Here is a 21,487-nt window from a genome sequence, read left to right on the forward strand (position 1 = left end):
GGAAGGATCATGAGCTATGTTACTGAATTTCCGGCTGCCGAGCCGCAGGAAGCCGTTACCCATTTTCTGCGCCGCCTGAGCGTTGAAACCGACTGCGCGGATGTGCATCACGCCATCGCCAATAATGAGCAGGACTTCGTGTTGCTGCACGTGGTGGGCAGCCCGGAGCAGTTTGCCCGCCGTCACGTGCCCGGCGCACTGCACCTGCCGCGGAGCCAGATGACCGCCGAGCGCATGGCCCAATGGCCTGAAGGCACGCTGTTCGTCGTTTACTGCGCAGGGCCGCACTGTAACGGCGCGGACAGAGCCGCGCTGAAGCTGGCGCGCCTCGGGCTGCCGGTCAAAATCATGCTCGGGGGGATCACCGGCTGGGAGGATGAAAAGTTCGCCTTTGCCAGCAGCGAAACCGCCGTCGCGCTGTGAAGATGAATTTTTTTCAACACCCGTGAAATTTTCTCGTTTGCCGGAGCAGGACAGGTATGACATCTTTTTTGGACATTTAGACATCCAGAAGTCTAAAACTTCAAATGATGAATTATCACTGCTGGCAATTATCGCCGGCAGACTGAGGAGATTTCCATGCAACGACAGCACGCCCCGTACCGCGCCGATGTAGTCGGCAGTTTTTTACGCCCGGATGCCATCAAAGAGGCTCGCCTGAAGTTCGCCAGCGGCGAAATTGACGCCGGACAGCTTCGCGCGGTAGAGGATGATGCCATTCGCCACGTCGTTGAGCAGCAGTGTGCGTGCGGCCTGCATGTGGTCACCGACGGTGAATTCCGCCGTGCCTGGTGGCACTTCGACTTCTTCGACGGTCTGCAGGGCGTTGAGCGTTACGATTCACAGCAGGGCATTCAGTTCAACGGAGTACAAACCAAAGCCCACGGCGTGCGCGTGACCGGCAAGCTGGGCTTTGGCGACCATCCGATGCTCGAAGATTTCCGCTACCTGAAAAGCATCAGCGGCAATGCTCAGCCGAAGATGACCATTCCCAGCCCAAGCGTGCTCCATTTCCGCGGCGGGCGTAAAGACATCGATGCGACGGTCTACCCGGATCTGAATGACTATTTCGACGATCTGGCGACCACCTGGCGCGACGCCATCCGCGCATTTTACGACGCGGGCTGCCGTTACCTGCAGCTGGACGATACAGTCTGGGCCTATCTCTGTTCGGACGAACAGCGCCGTCAGATCCGCGAGCGCGGTGACGATGCCGATGAGCTGGCACGCATCTATGCCCGCGTTCTGAACAAGGCGCTGGAAGGCAAGCCGGACGATCTGACCATCGGCCTGCACGTCTGCCGCGGTAACTTCCGTTCAACCTGGATTTCCGAAGGCGGCTATGAGCCGGTGGCGGAAGTGCTGTTCGGGACGGTCAACGTTGACGCGTTCTTCCTTGAATACGACAACGACCGCAGCGGGGATTTCGCGCCATTGCGCTTCATTCGCCCGGGCAAGCAGCAGGTGGTGCTGGGCCTGATCACCACGAAAAACGGCGAGCTGGAGAACCCGGAGGGGATTAAAGCCCGTCTGGAAGAGGCGGCGAAATACGTGGCAAAAGAGCAAATTTGCCTCAGCCCGCAGTGCGGCTTTGCCTCTACCGAAGAGGGCAACAGCCTGAGCGAATCCCAGCAGTGGGACAAGGTCCGTCTGGTCACGCAGATCGCCAGCGAAGTCTGGTAAAGCCTCATCCACAGCGCTGCATTATAAAAGTGCAGCGCTGTGCCATTCTGAGACGTTCTCTTTACATCCCGCGTTCCCCCTCCAGAAATAGCGCTACCTCCATTCTGGCATCCTTTTTGCTCCTGCTTCGCTGACACATTTTTTCCGCGTCCACGCCGTAACGGACGTTTTCGCACAGCGTTCTTTTTCAGGAGTGAAAATATGCAGCGTCGTACCTTATTAAAAGCCTTTGCGTTATCCGCATCCGTCGTGGCGATGGGAATGAGTTTTGGCGTGCAGGCGGCCGATACCATCAAAGTGGGGATCATGCATTCTCTTTCCGGCACCATGGCCATCTCCGAAACGCCGCTGAAAGACGTCGCGCTGATGACCATCGACGAGATCAACGCCAAAGGCGGCGTGCTGGGTAAAAAACTGGAACCGGTGGTGGTGGATCCCGCCTCAAACTGGCCGCTGTTTGCCGAGAAGGCGCGCCAGCTGTTAAGTCAGGATAAAGTGGCGGTGGTATTCGGCTGCTGGACGTCGGTATCGCGCAAATCCGTGCTGCCGGTCTTCGAGGAGCTGAACGGCCTGCTGTTCTATCCGGTGCAGTATGAAGGCGAAGAGATGTCGCCAAACGTCTTCTATACCGGCGCCGCACCGAACCAGCAGGCCATTCCGGCGGTGGAATACCTGATGAGCGAAGACGGCGGCGCGGCGAAGCGCTTCTTCCTGCTGGGTACGGACTATGTTTATCCGCGCACCACCAACAAGATCCTGCGCGCTTTCCTGCATTCGAAAGGGGTGGAGGATAAGGACATCGAGGAGGTTTACACCCCGTTCGGTCATAGCGACTACCAGACCATTGTCGCTAACATCAAGAAATTCTCCGCGGGCGGCAAAACCGCCGTGGTGTCGACCATCAACGGCGATTCCAACGTTCCGTTCTACAAAGAGCTGGCTAACCAGGGTCTGAAGGCAACCGACGTGCCGGTGGTGGCGTTCTCCGTGGGTGAAGAAGAGCTGCGCGGGATCGACACCAAACCGCTGGTCGGCAACCTCGCGGCGTGGAACTACTTTGAATCCGTGGATAACCCGACCAACCAGGCCTTCGTGGCGGATTACAAAGCCTATGCGAAGGCGCACAAGCTGCCGAACGCCGATACCGTGGTGACCAACGACCCGATGGAAGCGACCTACGTGGGGATCCATATGTGGGCGCAGGCGGTGGAAAAAGCGGGCACTACCGACGTGGATAAAGTGCGTGCGGCGATGGCCGGCCAGTCCTTTAAGGCGCCGTCAGGCTTTACGCTCACCATGGATGCCACCAACCACCATCTGCATAAGCCGGTCATGATCGGCGAAATCGAAGGCAACGGCCAGTTCAACGTGGTGTGGCAGACGGAACAGCCGGTACGCGCCCAGCCGTGGAGCCCGTTCATCGCCGGTAACGATAAAAAGCCCGACCAGCCGATGAAAACCGCCAGCAACTAAGCCATCACCAGGGAGAAACGTCATGAACGCCATGCGCATGTTCATCGCTCTTGTATGGCTTTCCGGACTGCTGCCAGGGTTGGCGCAGGCATCGGATGCCGATCGTTTTGTTGCCGCCGGCCGCAGCCAGCAGGCGGAGTTGCTGACGCAGTGGGCCGCCGCGCCGGACGCCGCGAGGCTGCCGCTGCTGCAGGCACTGCAAAAAGAAAACCTGTATACCGACAGTCAAAAGCACGCCTTTGCGCAGCGCAACGGTCAAATGGTTTCGCTCGGTGACGCTAAGTCGACCGAAGGGGCAGCCAAAGCCGTTCGTCTGACCAACCGGCTGCGCGTGCTGGCCGCCACGGCCATCGCTACGCATCAGCTGGTGAGTGACAGTGTCACAGAAAGGCGGGCGGCGGCCCGTCAGCTTCAGCGGGATGCCCAGCCTGGAATGCTCGCTTTTCTGGAAAAGCGGGTAAACGATGAAACGGACGCGGTGGCACGTCAGGCGCTTTTACTGGCGGTAGCGAATCTCCAGCTAGCCAGCCCGCAGGCAGAGGTGCGCCGCAAGGCCGTCGAGTTATTAGGGCAGTCCGACGATCCTGACGTGGAGTCCAGACTTACCCCGTTTACCCAGGCACAGACAGAGCCGGATGCCGGGGTGCGCGCCGCCGCGCAGGAGAGCCTGAGCCAGATCCAGCATCGACTGATGTGGGGCGATCTGCTGGGCCAGGCGTTTATGGGGCTCTCTCTGGGGTCGGTGCTGCTGCTGGCGGCGCTGGGGCTTGCCATCACCTACGGCCTGCTGGGCGTCATCAATATGGCGCACGGTGAGATGCTGATGCTGGGAGCGTATGCCACCTGGATGGTGCAGCAGGCAATGGCCGGGCTTGCGCCCCAGTGGCTGGCGCTCTATCCCGTTATCGCGCTTCCAGTCGCGTTCTGCCTGACGGCGGGCATCGGGATGGTGCTGGAGCGCACCGTGATCCGCCATCTGTACGGTCGCCCACTGGAAACGCTGCTGGCAACGTGGGGGATTAGCCTGATGCTCATCCAGCTGGTGCGCATGACGTTTGGCGCCCAGAACCTGGAGGTGGCCAACCCGGCATGGCTGTCCGGCGGGGTGCAGGTTTTTGCCAACCTGACGCTGCCGTGGAACCGCATCGTGGTGCTGGGCTTCGTGCTGCTGGTGCTGTTCTTTACCTGGCTCATTCTGAATAAAACCCGTCTGGGGCTGAACGTACGTGCGGTGACGCAGAACCGCAGCATGGCCGCCTGCTGCGGGGTACCGACAGGCCGTGTCGATATGCTGGCGTTTGGGCTTGGCTCAGGAATTGCGGGGGTAGGCGGCGTGGCGCTATCGCAGCTCGGTAACGTCGGGCCGGAGCTGGGTCAGGGCTACATCATCGACTCTTTCCTCGTGGTCGTTCTCGGTGGCGTAGGCCAGCTGGCAGGCAGCGTGGCCGCGGCGTTTGGTCTGGGTATTTTCAATAAAATTCTTGAACCGCAGATGGGGGCGGTGCTGGGCAAGATCGTGATTCTGGTGGCGATCGTGCTGTTTATTCAAAAACGCCCTCAGGGGCTGTTTGCGCTGAAAGGGAGGGTGATTGACTGATGAGCCAGCCGCTGACCTTAACGCTGGCGCGCAAAGCGCCGCGCACAACGCAACTTGCAGGTAGCCTGATGGTGGTGTGTCTGCTGATATTACCGTTTTTCGCCTTACTGCCTGCGACGCATCCGCTGGCGCTGTCGACCTGGATGCTGACGCTGATTGGCAAGATCCTCTGCTATGCCATCGTTGCGGTGGCGCTGGATCTGGTGTGGGGCTACGCCGGGATGCTCTCTCTTGGGCACGGCATCTTCTTCGCCTTGGGCGGCTACGCCATGGGCATGTACCTGATGCGCCAGGCCGCGGGTGACGGTCTTCCCGCGTTTATGTCGTTTCTCTCCTGGAGCGAGCTGCCGTGGTTCTGGTGGGGAACCCAACATTTTGCCTGGGCGCTGGTCTTGATTGTGCTGGTGCCGGGCCTGCTGGCGCTGGTGTTCGGCTGGTTCGCCTTCCGCTCAAAGATCAAAGGGGTCTATTTCTCGATTATGACCCAGGCGCTGACCTATGCCGGGATGCTGCTGTTCTTTCGCAACGAAACCGGTTTTGGCGGCAATAACGGCTTTACCGGCTTCACCACGCTGCTCGGGTTTTCGGTAACTGAAACGACCACCCGCATCGCGCTGTTTCTGGCGACCGTGCTGTTGCTGCTCCTGGCGTTAGGCACCGGATTTGCGCTGGCGAAGAGCAAGTTTGGCCGCATCCTGACCGCCGTTCGCGACGCCGAAAACCGCCTGACGTTTTGCGGCTACGATCCGCGCGGGTTCAAGCTGCTGGTATGGACGCTCTCCGCCGTGCTGTGCGGCCTGGCGGGGGCGCTGTACGTCCCGCAGGTGGGCATTATCAACCCCGGTGAAATGTCGCCGACGAACTCAATAGAAGCCGCGATCTGGGTAGCGCTGGGCGGGCGCGGCACGCTGGTCGGGCCGGTGATTGGCGCGGCGCTGGTGAACGGCGCCAAGAGCTTCTTCACCGTCGCGATGCCGGAATACTGGCAGCTGTTCCTGGGGCTGATTTTCATCGCCGTCACGCTGTTTTTACCGCGCGGCGTCTACGGTCTGTTTCGAAAGGGAGAGAAATAATGCAGCCAGCCGAAGGGTTATTTACCCGCCAGTTGCCGGGCGATCGTTACCGTGAACAGACCGACCCGGTGCTGCAGCTTGAGGCCATTAACGTCAATTTTGACGGCTTTCAGGCCCTGACCGATCTGTCGCTGAATATCGGCGTGGGCGAGCTGCGCTGCGTGATTGGCCCTAACGGCGCCGGTAAAACCACGCTGATGGACGTTATCACAGGTAAAACTCGGCCAAAGAGCGGGAGGGCGATTTACGATCAGTCCATCGACCTGACCACGCTGGAGCCTGCGGCCATTGCCCGCCAGGGGATCGGGCGTAAATTCCAGAAACCCACGGTTTTTGAAGCGCTGACGGTGTGGGAAAACCTGGAGATCGCCATGAAAACCGATAAATCCGTCTGGGCGAGCCTGCGGGCAAAACTCAACGGTGAACAGCGCGACCGCATCGATGAGATGCTGGTTTTGCTGCGCCTTAGCAGCGAGCGCGACCGCCGCGCCGGGCTGCTTTCTCACGGGCAAAAACAGTTTCTGGAAATCGGTATGCTTCTGGTACAGGACCCGCACCTGCTGCTGCTGGATGAACCGGCCGCCGGGATGACCGACGCGGAAACCGAATACACCGCCGAGTTGTTCAAAACGCTGGCGGGTAAGCACTCCCTGATGGTGGTGGAGCACGATATGGGCTTTGTTGAGACTATCGCCGACCACGTCACGGTGCTGCATCAGGGCCGCGTGCTGGCGGAAGGTTCGCTTCGCGAGGTGCAGGCTAACGAGCAGGTGATTGAGGTCTATCTGGGGCGCTAAGGAGCGATGATGTTACAGGTTAACGAACTGAATCAGTATTACGGCGGCAGCCATATCCTGCGCGGCGTGAGTTTTGAGGCCGCCACCGGAGAGGTCACCTGCCTGCTGGGGCGCAACGGCGTCGGGAAAACCACGCTGCTGAAGTGTCTGATGGGGCTGATCCCGGCGAAAACCGGGGAGGTCATCTGGCAGGGTAAAAAGATCACCCACAGCAAGCCGCACCAGCGGGTGCACTCTGGAGTGGCGTACGTCCCGCAGGGCCGCGAGATTTTCCCGCGCCTGACCGTGGAAGAGAATCTTCTGCTCGGGCTGTCGCGTTTTTCCGCCCGCGAGGCGAAGCAGGTTCCGGATGAGATCTGGCAGCTGTTTCCGGTGCTTAAAGAGATGAGGCATCGTCGCGGGGGCGATCTCTCCGGTGGACAGCAGCAGCAGCTGGCGATTGGTCGCGCGCTGGCGAGCCGTCCGCAGCTGTTGATTCTGGATGAGCCGACCGAAGGCATACAGCCATCGGTGATTAAAGAGATTGGACAGGTGATCCGCACCCTGGCGAACCGAGGCGACATGGCGATCCTGCTGGTCGAACAGTTTTACGACTTTGCCGCCGAGCTGGCTGACAGCTATCTGCTGATGTCGCGCGGCACCATTATCCAGCGCGGCCGGGGTGAAAACATGGAGCAGGAGGGCGTTCGCGGATTGGTTGCGATTTAAAATGTTATAATATAACATCCGCATTCTTATAAAACGGAATGAGGGTGTTATGTTGGCTGCACATTTTGGGAAATTTGCCATGACTCTGGGGGCGCTGCTGGTCAGCGGCCAGCTGTTTGCTCACTCGCACGGCCATCAGATGACCGAAGCGGAACAGAGGGCGGCGAACGGCGTGTTTGAGGATAAGGACGTGAAGGACAGAGCGCTGTCAGACTGGGACGGGACGTGGCAGTCGGTCTATCCGTTCCTGCTGGACGGTTCGCTGGATCCGGTGTTTAAACAGAAAGCGCAGAAAGACAAAAGCAAAACCTTTGACGAGGTGAAAGCGTACTACCGCAAGGGATATGCGACGGACGAGGATGCTATCGGCATCGAAAACAACGTGATGGAATTTCATAAGGGCACAGCGGTCAGCCGCTGTCAGTATGATTACAGCGGCTACAAAATACTGACCTACGCATCGGGAAAAAAAGGCGTTCGCTACCTGTTTGAGTGTAAGGATGCCGGCAGCAAGGCACCGAAGTTTGTTCAGTTCAGCGACCACACCATCGCCCCGAAGGCCTCTTCGCACTTCCACATTTTCATGGGCAACACCTCCCACGAGGCGCTGCTGAAAGAGATGGATAACTGGCCGACCTATTATCCGAATGAGATGTACAAAGAGCAGGTGGTAGAGGAAATGCTGCACCACTGATGCTTTATTGCCGGGTGGCGGCTACGCCTCACCCGGCCTGGAAGCGCTACGCCACGTTGGGCGTTTCACACCACGCCTTCACGCTCATCCCACGCAAAATCATCAGCCACGCAATAACGATGGCGACCATCATGATGACAAATAGCGACCAGTGCGGCAGGTTGGTCAGGATAATACCGGTGATCATCGGGTTTGCCGCCGCGCCGAGCCAGCCCAGCGCCTGCGCGGAAAAATAGCTCGCCTTCATCCCCGGCGGGGCAATGTTGTCGATCAGCATGTATTCGCCCGGTGCATAGATAATCTCACCCAGGGTAAAGATGGCGGCAGCGATGCCCCAGTAAACCAGGTTTTCCCCGGAGAGCATAAAGCCACCCAGCCCCACGATAAAAAACAGGGTGGCGAGGGTCATCAGCGGGCGAATATTGCTGGCAGAGATCTTGCGGCCCAGCGCATATTGCAGCGTCACCACCACCGCGGCGTTGACGGGCAATACCACGGCGACCACCTTTTCGGCGAAATTACTGTCTGCATGCGCGGCCAGAACGTATTGCGAAATGCAGGTCGCGAACGATCCGCCGACGTATGACGCCAGCAGGCCGGAGAGCGTATACCAGAACAGCGCGCGGTCTTTCAGCAGTACCGACGGCTGCCAGGGCATCTTCTCTTCGGCGGTATCCAGCGCAACGCTTTTCTGCACGAAGAAATGGATGAATCCGAGCGGCAGCGCGGCGCAGAAGGCCGCCAGCCAGAACGGCAGCTGCAGGCTGTACATCACCAGCAGGGTGCCAATCGGCGGCCCGATCGTCCAGCCAATGTTCAGAAAGCTGTAGTTAAGCGAGAAGACGCGCGCTTTCTGGCTTGCGGTGAGCACGTCGGAGAACCAGGCCTTCAGCACCGTCGAAAAGACGGAATAGGCGCAGTTGATCAGCGCAAAGAACAGCACCACCAGCGTGACGTTATCGACCAGCGGGATCGCGACAAATCCGGCGATAAAGGCCACGATCGCGATCAGCATGTAGCGCTTTTTATCAAACTTATCGGCAAGAATGCCAAATCCCAGGCTGAACACTACGCCGATGGTCAGCGCAATCGTCAGGGCATAACCAATATTCTCGACGCTCATGCTGTAGACGCGCGTGAGATAAATGGTCATGAACGGCAGCGTTGCTCCCCGACCGATGGTTAATAACAATGACGACGCCAGCAGCGCTGCGGTTGAGCGCCTGAGAGATGGTTTCATATTCCTGCCCGACAGTTGCTTATGCTTTTTTTAGACGTGTGTTAACAGGATTACCATGACATAAGGGGCTTGTATAGCACCTAATTTATCCGTAAGTGCTTCGCCTGACTGCCATAATTAATGATCTTCTCGCCGCGCGCTTTTTTCTGTTACCTTGAACTGTTAACAAATAATTAATAATTCAGGGGCAGGGTATGACGCGTAAAGACGGACTGCTGGCGTTGCTGGTGGTCGTAGTATGGGGGCTCAATTTTGTGGTCATCAAGCTGGGGTTGCACAACATGCCGCCGCTGATGCTGGCCGGTTTACGTTTTTTGCTGGTCGCGTTCCCGGCGCTCTTTTTCGTCGCCCGTCCGAAGATCCCGTTAAAGCTGCTGCTGGGCTATGGCCTGACCATCAGCTTTGGCCAGTTCGCGTTTCTCTTCTGCGCCATCAAGTTCGGGATGCCGGCCGGTCTGGCCTCGCTGGTGCTGCAGGCGCAGGCGTTCTTTACCATCATTCTCGGCGCCTTCGTGTTTGGCGAACGTTTACAGGGCAAACAGCTGGCGGGCATTACGCTGGCGGTGTTTGGCGTGCTGGTGCTTATTGAAGCCAGCCTGAACGGCCAGGATGTGGCGCTGCTCGGCTTTATGCTGACGCTGGCGGCGGGGCTGAGCTGGGCCTGCGGGAATATTTTCAACAAGCTGATTATGCAGCACGAGGCGCGCCCGGCGGTGATGTCCCTGGTTGTCTGGAGCGCTCTGATCCCGATAATCCCGTTTCTGGCGGCGTCGTTTATTCTGGATGGTCCGGATGTAATGCTGAACAGTCTGGTCGAGATCGATCTGACCACAATCCTTTCTCTTGTCTATCTGGCCTTTGTCGCCACCATTGTGGGCTACGGGATTTGGGGATCGCTGCTGGGGCGTTATGAAACCTGGCGCGTGGCGCCGTTATCCCTGCTGGTGCCGGTGGTGGGGCTTGCCAGTGCGGCACTCTTGCTGGATGAAACGCTGAGCGCGCTGCAGCTGTTTGGCGCCGTGCTGATCATGGCCGGGCTGTACATTAACGTGTTTGGTCTGCGGGTTCGTCGGGCGACGCGGGTAAGCGAAAAGGCATAAAAAAAGCCCCGCGTCTGCGGGGCAAAAACGAATCAGAGGCCGTGCTGATTATAATAAGGCACGCCTAATTCGTCGGATTTGTCGCTACCAGCACCCATATGGTTGAAATCATAAGGCGACTGGTCATGTGCTGACGGCAAAATCATCGTATCAGGATTATTTTGCTGCGTTGCACGAGGGGTTTGCTCCGCGAAGGTCTGGCTGGAGAACAGCACCAGCAAGGCGAGGGCGGCGGAGGCGGTAACTTTCATGATTTCCTCGGTTACGTCTGTTACAGGCGATGATTAACTACAGTGTTTTAACGGATACAGGTATCGGGATTCGCCCGGCACGCTGGTGATTCGGTACTTATGAGGCGGTACGTCAAAATAGTTCTTGAACGTACGCGTCAGGGTTTGTTGCGATTCAAATCCGTAACGCTCCGCCAGATAAAGGATCGGCTCATTGCTTTCTTTCAGTTTCTGGGCAATTTCCGTCAGCTTGCGGCTGCGAATGTATTGACCTAATGAATGACCGGTCTCTTTTTTGAACATCCGTTGCAGGTGCCATTTGGAGTAACCTGAACGCTCTGACACTTTTTCAAGGGAGAGCGGCGATTCCAGGTTATCTTCGATCCAGTCCAAAATGCTATGAATGGTGATAGCGTCAGTATTGCGTCTGGACATCGTCATACCTCTTTTTCTGTTTACGGCAGTATTTTTTTGAGCAGAAGCTCAAGGGTTGCCACTTCATCTGCCGTTAAGTTTTTTGTTAGTTCCTGATGCAGTGTTTGTCCTACTAATTGATGACATTGCTCGCACATGGCCGCGCCATCGCTGGTCAGCTTCACCAGTACGCCGCGTTTGTCATTCGGGTTAGGGCTTCGTTCTATCCATCCTTTGCAGACGAGACGATCCAGCATGCGGGTTAACGCGCCCAGATCGACAGAGAGCACCTTTTTAAGCTCAACCGGTGTAATACACACTTCGCAGCGAATGGAACACAGCACTTTGAACTGTGTTGCGGTGATATCCAGCGGTGACAGATAGTCGTTGAGCAGGCGATCTTTTTTCTGATTTACCATATGAATAAGACGACCCAGCGGAACAACGTCGTTAAAGATATCACTGGTGCTTTTCACAATGGTTGCCCTGGCAAGTAGTTAGTCACGGCAGATATTATTGCTCAGGCAAGTATAAGTCAACTGAATGAGTCAGCCGATGCCACGAATTGCTAAAACGTTTCATGAACTTTTTTTGAGGTCTTTCAAATCATATAGATAACTGTCAGTTATCTTTCCAGGACGGAAATAATCGTTGCGTTGCACCCATGGCTCAATGTCACACTTTCACCCTATAATTGCTGTGTTAAATATGGATAAGGACGACAACGCACTATGTTGGATTTAATAAAAGCAATCAGCCTTGGGCTGGTGGTCTTGCTGCCGTTGGCTAACCCGTTAACGACGGTGGCGCTGTTCCTCGGGCTGGCAGGGAATATGAACAGCGCCGAGCGCAACCATCAGTCGATGATGGCCTCGGTGTATGTGTTTGCCATCATGATGGTGGCTTACTATGCCGGACAGGTGGTGATGAACACCTTCGGGATTTCCATCCCCGGCCTGCGTATCGCCGGGGGGCTGATTGTGGCCTTTATCGGTTTCCGCATGCTGTTCCCGGCGCAAAAGGCGCATGAGTCGCCGGAAGCGGCCAGCAAATCGGAAGAGCTGGAAACCGAGCCGAGTGCGAATATCGCCTTTGTACCGATTGCCATGCCGAGCACGGCGGGGCCGGGTACGATCGCGATGATCATCAGCTCCGCATCAACGGTGCGTGACAGCGCAACCTTCCCGGACTGGGTGCTGACGGTTGCGCCACCGCTGATTTTTGCGATTATCGGGGTTATCGTGTGGGCGTCGCTGCGCAGTTCTGGGGCCATTATGCGCTGGGTAGGCAAGGGCGGTATCGAGGCGATTTCCCGTCTGATGGGCTTCCTGCTGGTCTGTATGGGCGTGCAGTTTATTATTAACGGCGTGCTGGAAATTATTAAGACCTATCATTGATGTGATTGCCGGGTAAGGCGAAGCCGCCACCCGGCAAGAAGGCTCACCCGTGCTGACCCTGTTCCTCCAGCGCCACCGGCCATTTACGGAAGATGAGCACCGACCAGACAAGCGCCACCAGGGCCGGAATGGCGCCCAGATAGCCAATCGCCGACATTGATACGTGCAGTATTACCTGATTTCCCACCAGCGCGCCCGCGCCAATCCCCAGATTGAAAATCCCTGAGAACAGCGACATGGCGACGTCCGTTGCATCCGGCGCCAGGGCCAGGACCTTCACCTGCATGCCCAGACCAATAATCATGATCGCCACGCCCCAGAACAGGCTGAGGATCGCCAGTTGGCTTTCACTGCCTGCGGCAGGCATCAGCAGCAGCAGGCAGGCCAGCAGCAGACCGATAGCGCAGCTCACCAGCGTTGACGCATGCCGGTTACCCAGCTTACCGAACAGCACGCTGCCAATAATGCCCGCTCCGCCGAGGATCAACAGCAGGATGGTGGCAAAGTTGGCGCTAAAGCCCGCCACCACCTGCACAAAGGGTTCAATGTAGCTGTACGCCGTGTAATGGGCCGTCACCACAATGACGGTAAGCAGGTAGATACCCAGCAGCGCCGGGCGACGCATCAGCAGCGGCAGGCTTTTCAGCGAGCCGGAATGCTCGCTCGGCAGCGCGGGGAGCAGCTTAATCAGGCATACCAGCGTAACCAGCGCGCCCATACCAATGGCGAAGAACGTCGTACGCCAGCCGAAGTATTGCCCTACGATGCGGCCAATCGGCAGACCCAGCACCATCGCCAGTGCGGTACCGGTGGCAATCAGGCTCAGCGCCTGGGCGCGTTTACCCGCCGGAGCGAGTCGAATAGCCAGCGACGCGGTGATCGACCAGAACACCGCATGGGCAAAGGCAATGCCGATGCGGCTAATGACCAGCACCGTAAAATTCCACGCCATAAACGACAGAACATGGCTGGCGATGAACAGCACAAACAGGCCGATCAGCAGCCTGCGCCGCTCCATCTGGCTGGTCAGCAGCATAAACGGCAAGGACGTCAGCGCCACTACCCAGGCGTAGATGGTCAACATAATGCCCACCTGGGCCGTTTCCATCTGGAAACTTTCAGCGATGTCAGACAACAGCCCAACCGGAACAAATTCTGTGGTGTTAAAAATAAACGCGGCAATGGCCAGCGTGACCACGCGTAGCCACGCAACCCTGCGGGAAACTGTGTTCGTTGTCATAGGGATGTCGGAGATTCGTTGCTGAAAAGAAGAGGAGACGATCTTAAAACGTCGAACGGCGAAAACTCAACCATTATGTGACGCAGATCTCAATATTTACCTTATGAAAGCGGTAGCCGGGAACACCGTTTTCATTGAATATAAAAGAACAACACAATAAAAACAGGCGGTAAGACAATGCAGGAGATTGATTTTTATCTGGTAGATGCGTTCAGCGACACCTCGTTTGGCGGCAATCCGGCCGCCGTTTGCCCGCTCAAGGAATGGTTACCCGATGAGACCTTGCTGAAAATGGCGCAGCAGCATAATCAGTCGGAAACGGCTTTTTTCGTCTGCAGTAAAGGGGGCATTGAGCTACGCTGGTTTACCACGCTCACCGAAGTCAATCTCTGCGGCCACGCTACGCTTGCGGCCGCGCACGTGCTATTTACCGAGCTGGATTACCCGGATTCGCGGATCCACTTTGAAACCGCCTCTGGCCGCCTCACCGTCAGCCGGGAGGGGGAGTGGATGACGCTGGACTTCCCTGCATGCCCAACCCATGAAGAGACACCCCCGCCGGAGATGCTCTCGGCGCTGGGTATCAGCCGCTACGTTGAAGCCCGTAAAGGGCGCGCATGGCTGATCGTTCTGGAAAATCGCCAGCAGGTTGAAGCGCTTGCGCCGCGCTTCTCGGTGATGACGCCGGGCGAGCATAAGGTGAGCGTTACGGCGCGCGGTGAGGGGGAATATGATTTTGTCAGCCGCTTTTTCTCACCGGGCGTTTCCGTCCCGGAAGATCCGGTCACCGGCTCCGCGCACACCATGCTGATCCCCTACTGGAGTGAAAAGCTGGGCAAAACCACGATGTTCGCCCGTCAGGTTTCAGCGCGCGGCGGCGATGTGCGCTGTGAGCTGAAAGGTTCGCGCGTGCTGATGAGCGGGCAGGCCACGCTTTATCTGAAAGGCACAGTTTTTCTGCGCTAAAAACCCATAACAAGAGAGGAAGAGACAATGCAGGAAATTGATTTTTATCTGGTGGATGCCTTCAGCGATAAAACCTTTGGCGGCAACGCCGCAGCGGTATGTCCTCTGGAAGAGTGGCTGCCGGACGAAACGCTGCTCAAAATGGCGCAACAGCATAACCAGTCTGAGACCGCCTTTTTCGTGCGCACCGACGGCGGGTTTGAGCTGCGCTGGTTCACCACGCTGGATGAAATTAACCTGTGCGGTCACGCTACGCTTGCCGCATCGCACGTCATTTTCGAATACCTTGATTATCCGCATACCGAAATCACCTTCACCACGCGCTTCGTGGGCGAGCTGACCGTCAAGCGCAGCGGCGACTGGCTGACGCTGAACTTCCCCGCGTGGACGACGGAAGTCGTCGAAAACCCACCTGAGGTGCTGTTTAGCGCGCTGGGTATCAGGGCGGCGAAAGAGGTGCGCGTCGGACGCGATTACATGGTGGTGCTGGAGAGCCAGCAGCAGGTAGAAGCGTTAACGCCGGATATTGGGGCCATGCTTCCGCTGGATAAAATGGTCTGCGTGACGGCGCCGGGAGAAGAATATGACTTCGTCAGCCGCTTCTTCTGCCCTGGCGAAGGGGTGCCGGAAGATCCCGTCACCGGATCCGCCCATAGCATGCTGATCCCTTACTGGAGCGAAAAGCTGGGCAAAACGTCACTCAATGCCCGCCAGGTGTCATACCGTGGCGGGGATCTGCGCTGCGAGCTGAAGGGCGACCGCGTGCTGATTGGCGGCCAGGCTACGCTGTATCTGAAAGGGCGAATCTTCCTGCGCTAGCTGAGTGACGCGCTATAAGTTAATACTATGAACCACCCCGGCAGGCCTGAGCTATGTTGATATAAAAACAGCAAGGAGCCTGCCATGTATTCCATTACCTCTGAATCTGCACGTCATCCGGACATTCTCAACCTGATCGCGGCGCTTGACCGCTATCAGAGCGAACTCTATCCCGCCGAAAGCAATCATCTGCTCGACCTGTCCGCGCTGCCGGAAGCCTCGCTGATCCTGATGGTCATTCGTGACCAGCAGCTGCACGCCGTAGGCTGCGGAGCCATCGTGCTCAACGGCGACGGAACGGGGGAGATGAAGCGGGTCTATATCGATCCGGCCCATCGCGGGCAGCATCTCGGCGAGACGCTGCTGGCCGCTCTGGAAGATGAGGCCCTGAGCCGCCATTGCCACACGGTAAGGCTGGAGACAGGCATCAAACAGCGCGCCGCGGTTCGCCTGTACGAGCAGTGCGGGTACGATTTGCGTCCGGCGTTTGCCCCGTACGCTGACGATCCGCTCAGCCTGTTTATGGAGAAGGCGCTGGTTGAAGACGTTCGTTTAGCAGCGCTATAAAAGCTTCCAGCTGGCGGGTCATCGCTCCGCGCCGCCACACCAGCCAGGTTGTAAGCCAGCGCCAGTTTTCCGCCAGCGGCCAGGCTTCAACCTGATGATGTCCCGGCATACTCTCCAGCATCGAGCGCGGCATCAGCGCGATGCCCGCGCCCGCAATGACGCAGGCGAGCATGCCGTGATAGGACTCCATCTCATGAATGCGGCCTGGCGTGGCTCTGTCCGCATGAAACCAGCTTTCCAGATGTCGACGGTACGAGCAGTTCGCGCGAAAGGCATAAACGTCGCTGCCGCTAACCTGCGCGGCGCGGGCGACCTCGGCGTGCCCGGCAGGCGTGACCAGCATCATCTCTTCCCGGTAGACCGGCATGCCCTCCAGCTCCGGGTGCGACAGCGGCCCGTCGACAAAGGCGGCGCTGAGGGTTCCCTCCAGCACGCCATCAATCATCGTCCCGGAAGGCCCGGTAGAAAGGGCAAACTGGATGCGCGGATAGCGCTGGTTAAACTGCGCCAGCGTTTCGGGAATGCGCACCGCGGCGGTGCTTTCCAGCGCGCCGAGGGCAAATAGCCCCTGCGGCTCATCACCCGCGACGACCATGCGCGCTTCATCCACCAGGGCGAGGATCTGCCTGCTGTAGCGCAGGAAATTGTGCCCGGCGGGGGATAAGCGCAAACGCTGGTTCTCACGAATAAATAGCTCAACGCCAAGATCGGCTTCCAGCTGGCGGATGCGGGTCGTCAGGTTAGACGGCACGCGATGCACCTTCTGCGCCGCCTGGGTGATGCTGCCCGTCAGCGCGACGGCGTTAAACATTTCAAGCTGGGTTAGGTCCATAGCATTCTCGTTTCGTGAATAAGGTGGTTAGTATTATTCATTTTTAAGAAATAGCAGAGTGAGCCACAATGAATCAACCGAAATGCGTGGAGAACATCATGAAATATTCATCTGCTACACATGCCCTGTCCGTTAACCCGGCAACGGGGGAAACTCTCGCTGCTTATCCCTGGGCGACGGCGGAAGAGGTTGAACGCGCGATTTCTCAGTCTGACGCGGGGTATCGCCAGTGGCGACGCGAAAGCGTGTCCCAACGGGCGCAGAAGCTCCGGGATCTCGGCGCCGCGCTGCGAAACCGCGCGGAAGAGATGGCGCAGACCATCTCCCGTGAAATGGGGAAACCCATCCTGCAGGCGCGGGCGGAAGTGGCAAAATCCGCAGCTCTGTGCGACTGGTATGCCGGGCACGGCCCGGCGATGCTGCGTGCGGAACCTACGCTGGTGGAAAACCACAACGCGGTTATTGAATACCGTCCTCTGGGGCCGATTCTCGCGGTGATGCCCTGGAACTTCCCGCTCTGGCAGGTGCTGCGCGGCGCGGTGCCCATTCTGCTGGCAGGTAACAGCTATCTGCTTAAGCATGCGCCAAACGTGCTCGGCTCTGCGGAACTTATTGGGCAGATCTTTGCGGATGCCGGTTTCCCTGAAGGCGTATTCGGCTGGGTGAACGCCACCAATGACGGCGTAAGCCAGGCGATTAACGATCGCCGTATTGCGGCCGTGACCGTCACCGGCAGCGTGCGTGCCGGTGCGGCCATTGGCGCGCAGGCGGGGGCCGCGCTGAAAAAATGCGTTCTTGAGCTGGGCGGCTCCGACCCGTTTATCGTTCTCAACGATGCCGACCTGGATCTCGCCGTGAAGGCGGCGGTGGCGGGTCGCTACCAGAATACCGGGCAGGTGTGCGCGGCGGCCAAACGCTTCATTGTGGAAGAGGGGATTGCAGATACCTTTACCCGCCGCTTCGTCGACGCCGTCGCCGCGTTAAAGATGGGCGCGCCGGAAGAAGAAGAGAACTACCTGGGCCCGATGGCGCGTTTTGACCTGCGCGATGAGCTGCATCAGCAGGTGCAGGCCACCCTGGCCGAAGGGGCAACGCTGCTGCTGGGCGGAGAGAAAATCAGCGGAGAGGGCAATTACTACGCGCCAACCGTGCTGGCCAACGTCACCCCGTCGATGACGGCTTTCCGCCAGGAGCTGTTTGGTCCGGTCGCGGCCGTGACTGTCGCAAAAGACGCGGAGCACGCTCTGGCGCTTGCCAACGACAGCGACTTTGGCCTGTCCGCCACCGTCTTTACCGCTGACGCGGCGCTTGCGGATAAATTCTCCCGCGAACTGGAGTGCGGCGGGGTGTTTATCAACGGCTTTAGCGCCAGCGACGCGCGCGTGGCCTTCGGCGGCGTGAAGAAAAGCGGCTTTGGCCGCGAGCTTTCCCACTTTGGTTTGCACGAGTTCTGCAACGTGCAGACGGTGTGGAAGGATCGCGTGTAATTTATCGCCCGCCTGTGATTACGGCCCTCATCACGAGGGCCGTTGTCATTTATCTGCAATGGTTCTGTCATTTTCATTTCGTAGACTCGCACGCGTCTAACGCATTGTTAATGAAGATAATTATGAACCTAACGCAAATTTTTCGCCGTATTGCGCAGCGTCTCACCCCTCGTCACTTTGGCCTGCTGACGGGTATCTTTTGCATTATTGGCCTTTTCTCCGCGCTGCAGCTCTCCTCCTCATTCCTGCTTAACGCCTCCCTGAACGACGCCCAGCGCAACGAGCAGCAAAACCTGCTGGCCTGGCAGCAGCAGAGCAAGCTGGATCTGGCGCGCGTTTCCCTGCTGGCGGCAAGCGACCTGCTTAACCGCTCCGGCGTCTGGTTTATGCAGGATAAAGAGACCGGCTCCGACGGGAGCTGGCACAGCCTGATGGATGATGCGCAAAAGGCGCTGGCGGTTTCTCAGCAGGCGTGGAAGGCCTGGCTGGCGCTGAATCCGCCGAAAGACGACGCCCTGGTGAACAGCTATCAGCTTTTCTACGGGGCGATCAACGAGCAGGCTGAAGGTCTGATTAAGACCAACACCATCGACGCGTTTTTTGCCGTACCGGCTCAGGCGTTTCAGTCTGATTTTAACGACAACTATGCGCGCTATCAGCAGGCAAGCGAGAAGCAGGCCATGCAGGGGCGTCAGAGCTTAATGGCGCAGCTCTCCGGCCTGCAAACGTTGTTCCTGTTTGCGCCGGTGCTGCTGCTCGCCATCGCGGTTGTCGTCTGGTTCGGCATGTCCAGATGGGTGATTACGCCGCTGCGTCGGTTGATTGCGCATATTAACCGGCTGGCGGCAGGGGATCTCTCCGGCACGCCGCCGACCGTCATGCGCTTTAACCGGGAGATAGGTCAGCTTAGCGACAGTATTGCGACGATGCAGCACGGTCTGCAGCAGCTGGTGACGCAGGTCAGCCATGCCACCGCGACGATGGTGGAGAACATTGACTCCCTTGCGCAGGGTAACCAGAAGCTGTATCAGCAGTCAGCGCGCCAGGCGAAAGAGCTTGAGGATGTGACGGCGCATATCGCGGCGCTGGAAAGCCATGTGGAAGGGAATACCGGCTATGCCAGGCTCGCCAGCTCGCGGGCCGATGAAGCGCGTCAGGCCGCCGTGGGGGGCGACCGGATGATGTCTACCGTGAATGCGTCCATGCAGGCGATCGTCGACCGATCTTCTGAGATGCGCGGGATCGTGGCGATGATCGACAGCGTGGCGTTTCAGACCAACATCCTGGCGCTGAATGCCGCCATCGAGGCGGCCCATGCCGGAAATCAGGGGCGCGGTTTTGCCGTCGTCGCCAGGGAAGTCGGGCTTCTGGCCAGAAAAAGCAGCCACTCGACGCAGACCATTCAGGAGCTGATCAACCGTTCGCTGCGGGGCATTGAAGACGGTTCCCGCGCCGTTACCCTGATGGAAGAGAATCTGCAGCAGGTCACCGGCCTGGTGGGCAATTTAAGCAGTTTGCTTAATGAGATCTCAACCGCCACGCTCAGCCAGGGAGACAGTATTCACCAGATGACGCGCCAGCTTCAGGCGCTGAATCAGGTCTCCCGGCAGACGGACCTGCTGGTCTCAGACGCCTCGGATGCCTCTGAGCGGCTGCAAAAGCAATCCGATCTTTTATTGCAGGCCGTTTCGCGTTTTCGTCTTAGCGCCTGACGCAATACATAAGCCTCTGTTATACTCGCAGCCCGTTTTAGCCTGAGGGCAAGGAGCAAAGTGTGGCTGCGGTCATCCATAATGAGATGTTGGACGAGATTCTGGCGCAGGTTCGTCCGTTAATTGGAAAGGGGAAGGTTGCCGACTATATTCCGGCCCTTGCCTCGGTGAGCGGGAACAAGCTGGGGATTGCTATCTGTACCATTGACGGACAGCGATACCAGGCAGGCGATGCGGCTGAGCGTTTTTCCATTCAGTCCATTTCGAAAGTGCTTAGTCTGGTTGCGGCGATGCGCCAGTATGAAGAAGAAGAGATCTGGCAGCGTGTCGGTAAAGATCCTTCCGGCCAGCCTTTTAACTCGCTGCTTCAGCTCGAGATTGAACAGGGTAAACCGCGAAATCCCTTTATCAATGCCGGAGCGCTGGTGGTCTGCGATATGCTGCAAAGTCGCCTCAGCGCACCGCGCCAGCGAATGCTGGAGATTGTTCGCCAGCTCTCTGGCGTTGACGATATTGCCTATGATGCGGTGGTGGCTCGCTCGGAGTTTGAACACTCCGCCCGTAACGCGGCTATCGCGTGGTTGATGAAATCCTTCGGTAATTTCCACAACGACGTGGCGACCGTGCTGCAAAACTACTTCCATTACTGCGCCCTGAAAATGAGCTGCGTTGAGCTGGCCCAGACGTTCCTGTTCCTTGCGCACCAGGGGCACGCGCCGCATCTCGATCAGGAGGTGGTTTCTCCGCTTCAGGCCCGGCAGGTTAACGCGCTGATGGCCACCAGCGGGATGTATCAAAACGCCGGTGAGTTTGCCTGGCGCGTTGGGCTTCCGGCTAAATCGGGCGTTGGCGGCGGGGTCGTGGCGATTGTGCCGCATGAAATGGCGATAGCCGTCTGGAGCCCGGAACTGGATGAAACGGGAAATTCGCTTGCCGGCGTGGCGGTTCTGGAGAAACTGACCCAGCGCCTGGGACGTTCCGTATACTGATGTCCGATCTGGATCCTCTCTTTTCCCGCCTGGCGCGATCGACATTTCGCTCGCGCTTTCGCTTAGGCGATAAGGAACGACAGTACTGCTGGGATAAAGGCCCCGAAACCATTGATCGGCACGCCGCGGATTTTGTCGAAAAGCGCCTTGCGCCCGCGCACCCCGCAAACGACGGTAAGCAGACGCCCATGCGCGGTCATCCGGTGTTTATCGCCCAGCATGCCACCGCCACCTGTTGCCGGGGCTGTCTGGCAAAATGGCATAACATTCCACAGGGCGTAACGCTCACGGCGCCGCAACAAAATTATATCGTCAGCGTTATCCACCACTGGCTGGTGCTGCAGATGAACGCCTAAATTTGACGAGTTATGCTCCCGTGGTATTTATGTTATAGATGCATCCCAAGTTAGTCCCGATCATGCTGACGACCGCAATAATTGCCATAAGCTTTCATATGGAATGATATTTA

General features: G+C 58.0%; 23 protein-coding genes. 17 read left to right on the top strand and 6 right to left on the bottom strand.

The annotated features are described in order from the left end of the window. The first annotated feature begins 9 nt into the window (after positions 1-9). From LBF07_RS23140 to zinT, 8 genes are all read left to right on the top strand, one after another. A complete protein-coding gene (locus LBF07_RS23140; RefSeq protein WP_047060853.1) occupies positions 10-423 on the top strand; it encodes a rhodanese-like domain-containing protein in 414 nt (137 codons plus the stop codon). A gap of 156 nt (positions 424-579) precedes the next feature. After that, on the top strand, positions 580-1,683 hold the full coding sequence (locus tag LBF07_RS23145) for a cobalamin-independent methionine synthase II family protein (RefSeq protein WP_094935480.1): 1,104 nt from the start codon (positions 580-582) through the stop codon (positions 1,681-1,683). Between the two features lie 201 nt (positions 1,684-1,884). Next, positions 1,885-3,156: an urea ABC transporter substrate-binding protein gene (urtA, locus tag LBF07_RS23150; protein WP_014883816.1), complete on the top strand. Its 1,272-nt coding sequence runs from the start codon at positions 1,885-1,887 to the stop codon at positions 3,154-3,156. Positions 3,157-3,178: 22 nt separating this feature from the next. Then, entirely contained in the window at positions 3,179-4,753 is a 1,575-nt protein-coding gene (gene urtB, locus LBF07_RS23155) for an urea ABC transporter permease subunit UrtB (protein WP_094935481.1), read from the top strand. Next, positions 4,753-5,826 carry an urea ABC transporter permease subunit UrtC gene (gene urtC, locus LBF07_RS23160; protein WP_094935482.1) on the top strand — a complete coding sequence of 358 codons (1,074 nt, stop codon included), beginning with the start codon at positions 4,753-4,755 and terminating at the stop codon, positions 5,824-5,826. Before urtB ends, urtC begins: the two co-directional genes overlap by 1 nt. Further along, positions 5,826-6,623: an urea ABC transporter ATP-binding protein UrtD gene (gene urtD, locus LBF07_RS23165; RefSeq protein ID WP_094935483.1), complete on the top strand. Its 798-nt coding sequence runs from the start codon at positions 5,826-5,828 to the stop codon at positions 6,621-6,623. Before urtC ends, urtD begins: the two co-directional genes overlap by 1 nt. A gap of 9 nt (positions 6,624-6,632) precedes the next feature. Beyond that, complete coding sequence (gene urtE / locus LBF07_RS23170) at positions 6,633-7,331, top strand: urea ABC transporter ATP-binding subunit UrtE (RefSeq protein ID WP_094935484.1); 699 nt, start codon at positions 6,633-6,635, stop codon at positions 7,329-7,331. Between the two features lie 52 nt (positions 7,332-7,383). Further along, positions 7,384-8,025, top strand: a complete 642-nt coding sequence (zinT, locus tag LBF07_RS23175; RefSeq protein WP_094935503.1) for a metal-binding protein ZinT — start codon at positions 7,384-7,386, stop codon at positions 8,023-8,025. Positions 8,026-8,071: 46 nt separating this feature from the next. On the opposite strand, the gene ydeE is transcribed toward zinT, so the two are convergent. Next, positions 8,072-9,265: an efflux MFS transporter YdeE gene (gene ydeE, locus LBF07_RS23180; protein WP_047060864.1), complete on the bottom strand. Its 1,194-nt coding sequence runs from the start codon at positions 9,263-9,265 to the stop codon at positions 8,072-8,074. Positions 9,266-9,459: 194 nt separating this feature from the next. On the opposite strand from ydeE, the gene eamA reads away from it, so the two are divergent. Then, positions 9,460-10,365: an O-acetylserine/cysteine exporter gene (gene eamA / locus LBF07_RS23185; protein WP_033145532.1), complete on the top strand. Its 906-nt coding sequence runs from the start codon at positions 9,460-9,462 to the stop codon at positions 10,363-10,365. Between the two features lie 32 nt (positions 10,366-10,397). Here eamA and marB read toward each other — a convergent pair whose 3' ends face one another. From marB to marR, 3 genes are read right to left on the bottom strand one after another with little or no spacing between them, the layout of a single operon-like run. Further along, on the bottom strand, positions 10,398-10,616 hold the full coding sequence (gene marB, locus LBF07_RS23190) for a multiple antibiotic resistance protein MarB (RefSeq protein ID WP_029741246.1): 219 nt from the start codon (positions 10,614-10,616) through the stop codon (positions 10,398-10,400). Positions 10,617-10,649: 33 nt separating this feature from the next. Further along, entirely contained in the window at positions 10,650-11,030 is a 381-nt protein-coding gene (gene marA / locus LBF07_RS23195) for an MDR efflux pump AcrAB transcriptional activator MarA (protein WP_008502237.1), read from the bottom strand. Between the two features lie 20 nt (positions 11,031-11,050). Continuing rightward, positions 11,051-11,485 carry a multiple antibiotic resistance transcriptional regulator MarR gene (marR, locus tag LBF07_RS23200; RefSeq protein WP_008502236.1) on the bottom strand — a complete coding sequence of 145 codons (435 nt, stop codon included), beginning with the start codon at positions 11,483-11,485 and terminating at the stop codon, positions 11,051-11,053. A gap of 255 nt (positions 11,486-11,740) precedes the next feature. Between marR and LBF07_RS23205 the strand changes: the two genes are divergently transcribed. Continuing rightward, positions 11,741-12,406, top strand: coding sequence for a MarC family NAAT transporter (locus tag LBF07_RS23205; RefSeq protein WP_023311775.1), 666 nt, complete (start codon positions 11,741-11,743; stop codon positions 12,404-12,406). 43 nt (positions 12,407-12,449) lie between these two features. Here the strand turns inward: LBF07_RS23205 and LBF07_RS23210 are convergent, their stop codons facing one another. After that, positions 12,450-13,646, bottom strand: a complete 1,197-nt coding sequence (locus tag LBF07_RS23210; protein WP_094935485.1) for a sugar transporter — start codon at positions 13,644-13,646, stop codon at positions 12,450-12,452. A 177-nt stretch (positions 13,647-13,823) separates the two neighbouring features. Between LBF07_RS23210 and LBF07_RS23215 the strand changes: the two genes are divergently transcribed. The 3 genes from LBF07_RS23215 to LBF07_RS23225 all read left to right on the top strand — a co-directional run bounded on the left by LBF07_RS23215 (position 13,824) and on the right by LBF07_RS23225 (position 15,998). Continuing rightward, positions 13,824-14,612, top strand: a complete 789-nt coding sequence (locus LBF07_RS23215; protein ID WP_094935486.1) for a PhzF family phenazine biosynthesis protein — start codon at positions 13,824-13,826, stop codon at positions 14,610-14,612. Between the two features lie 27 nt (positions 14,613-14,639). After that, on the top strand, positions 14,640-15,431 hold the full coding sequence (locus LBF07_RS23220) for a PhzF family phenazine biosynthesis protein (RefSeq protein WP_045888377.1): 792 nt from the start codon (positions 14,640-14,642) through the stop codon (positions 15,429-15,431). A gap of 84 nt (positions 15,432-15,515) precedes the next feature. Beyond that, the gene (locus LBF07_RS23225) at positions 15,516-15,998 is read left to right on the top strand and encodes a GNAT family N-acetyltransferase (RefSeq protein ID WP_029741250.1); all 483 of its coding nucleotides are present in this window, start codon (positions 15,516-15,518) and stop codon (positions 15,996-15,998) included. Here LBF07_RS23225 and LBF07_RS23230 read toward each other — a convergent pair. After that, entirely contained in the window at positions 15,952-16,830 is an 879-nt protein-coding gene (locus LBF07_RS23230; RefSeq protein WP_048974740.1) for a LysR substrate-binding domain-containing protein, read from the bottom strand. The two genes, LBF07_RS23225 and LBF07_RS23230, sit on opposite strands and share 47 nt — an antisense overlap. Before the next feature lie 98 nt (positions 16,831-16,928). Between LBF07_RS23230 and sad the strand changes: the two genes are divergently transcribed. The 4 genes from sad to LBF07_RS23250 all read left to right on the top strand — a co-directional run bounded on the left by sad (position 16,929) and on the right by LBF07_RS23250 (position 21,374). After that, on the top strand, positions 16,929-18,317 hold the full coding sequence (sad, locus tag LBF07_RS23235; RefSeq protein ID WP_094935487.1) for a succinate-semialdehyde dehydrogenase: 1,389 nt from the start codon (positions 16,929-16,931) through the stop codon (positions 18,315-18,317). A 122-nt stretch (positions 18,318-18,439) separates the two neighbouring features. Continuing rightward, complete coding sequence (locus LBF07_RS23240; protein ID WP_094935488.1) at positions 18,440-20,029, top strand: methyl-accepting chemotaxis protein; 1,590 nt, start codon at positions 18,440-18,442, stop codon at positions 20,027-20,029. Between the two features lie 86 nt (positions 20,030-20,115). Then, positions 20,116-21,018, top strand: coding sequence for a glutaminase B (glsB, locus tag LBF07_RS23245; RefSeq protein WP_198922118.1), 903 nt, complete (start codon positions 20,116-20,118; stop codon positions 21,016-21,018). Next, positions 21,018-21,374 carry a DUF4186 domain-containing protein gene (locus tag LBF07_RS23250; RefSeq protein ID WP_047060875.1) on the top strand — a complete coding sequence of 119 codons (357 nt, stop codon included), beginning with the start codon at positions 21,018-21,020 and terminating at the stop codon, positions 21,372-21,374. The genes glsB and LBF07_RS23250 overlap by 1 nt, the downstream gene beginning before the upstream one ends. Positions 21,375-21,487 lie beyond the last annotated feature (113 nt).

This window comes from Enterobacter cloacae complex sp. ECL352 (genome assembly GCF_020149545.1).
Classification (GTDB): Bacteria; Pseudomonadota; Gammaproteobacteria; order Enterobacterales; family Enterobacteriaceae; genus Enterobacter; species Enterobacter asburiae_B.